At 71.4% G+C, this 3,799-nt stretch carries 2 protein-coding genes; both read right to left on the reverse strand.

Features of this window, described 5'->3' with window-relative positions; translation table 11 throughout:
• Nucleotides 1-188: 188 nt before the first annotated feature.
• Nucleotides 189-1,394: a GspE/PulE/PilB domain-containing protein gene (locus G4D87_RS34930; protein WP_163787003.1), complete on the reverse strand. Its 1,206-nt coding sequence runs from the start codon at nucleotides 1,392-1,394 to the stop codon at nucleotides 189-191.
• 313 nt (nucleotides 1,395-1,707) lie between these two features.
• Nucleotides 1,708-3,498 carry a signal peptide peptidase SppA gene (sppA, locus tag G4D87_RS34935; protein WP_163787005.1) on the reverse strand — a complete coding sequence of 597 codons (1,791 nt, stop codon included), beginning with the start codon at nucleotides 3,496-3,498 and terminating at the stop codon, nucleotides 1,708-1,710.
• Nucleotides 3,499-3,799 lie beyond the last annotated feature (301 nt).

Genomic DNA, 3,799 nt, shown 5'->3' on the forward strand with positions numbered 1-3,799 from the left:
ACCGTCCCGGAGCCGGCTCTGGCCTCGTCCGAAGAGCAGTCGTCGCCGCGCTGAAAGCGTCCCGTTCACCCCGTCAGCTTGAACGTCCGCCTGGGCTTACGGAAGACGGGGCTCGTGCAGCGGATACGAAGTTCATGGCGACGCGGCCGGAGCCTCCGTCGCCACCCCTGGCTGGGCCGCGTGACGGTTCAACTGGCCCGCTTGAGGCCCGCGTCCCCCGCCAACCGCCGCACGGCGCGCAGGAGCAGGTCCGGGTCCACGGGAGCGGCGAGGAAGCCCCGGGCGCCCACCGCCTGGGCACGCGGCAGGTCCTGCTCCGGCGTCTTGCCCGCCACCAGCACTCGCGCGTGAACCTGCTGGCGCAGCGCCTCCATGGACGGCAGCGGCGCCACCACCACCTGCGCCTCATTCGCCGCGAGCAGCTCCGCCGTGCTGGCGACGCGCGCGCCCAGGCCCGCCTCGGACAGGACGCGCACGATTCCCGCGCTGGCCTCCGCGCCCCACCCGTACACGAGCACCTGCGCCATGGGCACCGGCTGCGCGGCCGTGAGCACGGGCACCACGGGCGCACGCGTCCTCGCGGCGAGCTGCACGGCCTGGGCGGAGAACGGGGCCTTCGAAGACGGCGGCCGAGCCGACGCGGCGTGCGCTCCCACCGTCGAACCAGCAGGCACGGCCCGCGAGTCCTGCACCTGCGGCGTGGGCTGCGCCACCTCCGCGGGCATGGCGCGGATGGCCTGCACCAGCCGCTCCATCCGCGACGGGACCGCCTGCGGCTGCGCGACGACATCCTCCAGCGAGGACAGCAGCGGCAGCCCGTCATCGCCGCCAGGGTCCTCCATGTTCGTCAGCTCCGCCATGCTGCCGCCGAGCACCATGGGCATGCTCTCGTCGGCCTCGGGCAGTGAGAAGCTCTCCATGCCGGACCGCCGGGGCACCGCCTCACCGGTTTCGCCCCGGTAGAGCCGGCCAATGGCCCGGCGGATGGCCGCATCCGACGCCAGCTTCGCCACCACGCGCGGCTTGCCGGACACGCTCTTCACCGCGTCCAGGGACGCCAGACTGGCGGGGGCGGCGATGGCCACCACCAGCACCGAGTCCCGGCCCCCCTGCCCCTCCAGCTTCAGCGGCACCACCCGGTGCGCCTCCGCCACGCGCTCCGGAATCAACCACGTCAGGCTCGCGTCCGGCGGCTGGACGTCCAGGTCCACCGTCTGCATCCCCGCCTGGAGCGCCAGGGCCTCCAGGACCTGCTGCGTGGTGCTGAAGCGCTGGTCCACCACCACCTGCCCCAACGGCACGCCCCACTTGCGCTGGTACGCCAGCGCCGAGTGGAGCTGCAACGCGTCCACCACACCCCGTTCCAGCAGGATGTCACCCAGTCGCTTCTTCATCTCGTCCCCCTCACGCCTTCCGCCCTGGCCGCCAGCCCCATGGGGCAGCCCGAGTCCGGGAAGGTCACAATGTCTTCTACGCTTCCATTCGCCCGGGAGCTTCCCGGCAGGCGACAGACGCTTCCGTCGCCGCGCCACTTGCAAGGCGGGGACCGAAGCCCCAGTCCGCTCGCCGCACGCGGGCGTCTGCTACCCGATGGTCGCCCTGTCCTCAAGTGCGTTGCGAAGCGCCGGGCCGTCGCCGGCCCGACAACCCGGAAAGCACGGTGCCGGAGCGTCTCGGCGCCACGCGTCCGCGTCCTGGGAGGACGCGCTACCAGCTCGCCTCGGGCAGGGGGGCGTAGAGCTCGCCGCGCGTGCCCTCGAAGAGGCCCATCCGCGCGCCCACCGCGTACACCTTGCGCACGCCCGCCACCAGATGGGTCCACGGGGACAGGACGCTGATGGAGGCGGCGTCGTCCTCGCTGTTGTCGCCCGTCTGGCCCAGCAGCTCGGAGAGGACGGCGGACGCGGGCTTCTTGCGCGGATACACCTCCACGTTGACGCGGGCGTCGGCCGGCAGCTTCGCGGCCTCCTTCGCCAACTCGAGCGCCTTCGGGTAGCCGCCCAGCGCATCCACCAGCCCGTGCGCCAGGGCGTCCTCACCCGTCCACACGCGGCCCTTGGCCAGCGACTGCAGCTTCTCCAGCGGGAGCTTCCGGCTGGCCGCCGCGCGCGTCGTGAAGTCCGCGTAGATGCGGTCCAGCGCCGCGTCCATGCGGGCCTGCTGCTCCGGCGTGTAGTCCGCGTCCGTGCCGAACATCTCCGCGTTCTTCCCCACGGCCACGCTGTCGAAGTTCACCCCCAGCTTCTCCCAGAAGCCCGCCGTGACGAACTTGCCCGCGTACACGCCGATGCTGCCGGTGAACGTGCCCGGATGCGCGACGATGCGGTCCGCCTCCATGGCGACGAAGTAGCCACCGCTGGCGGCGTAGCTGCCCATGGTGACGATGACGGGCTTGCCCGCCTCCTTCGCGCGCTGCACCTCGCGGCGCACGGTGTCGCTGGCCACGTAGCTGCCGCCCGGGCTGTCCACGCGGAAGACAATGGCCTTCACCCGCGAGTCCTCGGTGGCCTTGCGCAGCGCCGCGGCGACGCTCTCCGCGCCCATGGACTGTCCGCCCGACAGCGGGTTGGACTGGTTCTTCCCGCGCATCACCTCGCCCACGCCGTACACCAGGGCGATGGTGTCCCCGGACACGTTCGGCCTGCCGGCGCGCTCCAGGTACTTCTTCACGTAGAGGAAGCGCGCGCCCTCGCCGGCCTGCGCCTCCAGCCCGCCGAGCACCTCGTCCCGGTAGCGCAGCCCCGTCACCAGCTTCGCCTCCAGCGCCTCCTGCGCCATCAGCGGCGCCTTGTCGATGAGGCTCCGCACGACGTCCTCCGTCAGCCCGCGGTCCTCGGCGATGCCGCGCACAATCTGGCCGAAGAGGCTGTTGGTGAAGCGCTCGGTGGCCTCGCGGTGCGGCGCCGTGTAGTCCTGCTCCGTGTAGGAGTTGATGGCGTTCTTGTACTCGTAGCGGGCGAAGTAGCGCGGCGTCACGCCCAGCTTGGAGAAGGCCTCGCGCGCGAAGGGCAGCTCGAAGGCGAGCCCGTTGATGTTCACGTCACCCGACGGCTGGATGTAGATTTCGTCGAAGGCGGACGCCAGGTAGTAGCCCAGCGTGCTGTTGCCCAGCTCGCCGAAGGTGTCGGAGTACGCCACCGCCTTCTTGCCCTTGGCGCGGAAGGCCTTCACCGCGTCGCGCAGCTCCTGCGTGGCGGCCGGCGTCCCCGGATGGCCAATGCGCACCAGCAGGGACTTCACGCGCGTGTCGTCTCCGGCCTTCTCCAGCGCCTCCACCACGTCACGCACCGTGGTGGGCTCCTCGCCAAAGGCCCCCATCAGCGAGTCCCCTCCCCCGTGCTCCGCCAGCGGGTCCTCCAGGTCCAGCTCCAGCACCAGGTTGGAGGGCACCCCGGGCTTGCTCGCGGAGGCGAGCAGCATCAGGCCCACGAGGCCCACCACGAAGAGGACAGACAGCGCGCCCACGAAGGCCAGCGCGCCGATGAAGAATCGTTTCATCCGAAGGGACTCCTGATGCCCGGGAGAGACAGGGTACGGCCCTGGCAAGGGGTGCTTACTACTAACGCGCGCGGCCGACGATGCTTGCCCGTCCCCGTGGCTGTCACTTCAGCGACGCCGGGTTGCTCGGAGTGCCACCGTTCGGGATGGCCCGGGGGGCAACCCGGGTTAGAAGCCCGTGCATTCCCAAACGACCCGCGAGGACCGCATGAAGCGTCGTACCCCGCTCTCCCTGATGGCGGCCCTGATGATGGTGGCCGGCACGCCAGTGTGGGCCCAGACTCCCTCCGCCGCCAGCAAG

Origin of the sequence: Myxococcus vastator (assembly GCF_010894475.1) — a bacterium.
GTDB lineage: Bacteria > Myxococcota > Myxococcia > Myxococcales > Myxococcaceae > Myxococcus > Myxococcus vastator.

Coding starts and splice junctions, on each gene's coding strand:
- sppA (WP_163787005.1), bottom strand. CDS start 3,498: ATGAAACGATTCTTCATCGGCGCGCTGGCCTTCGTGGGCGCGCTGTCT.
- G4D87_RS34930 (WP_163787003.1), bottom strand. CDS start 1,394: ATGAAGAAGCGACTGGGTGACATCCTGCTGGAACGGGGTGTGGTGGAC.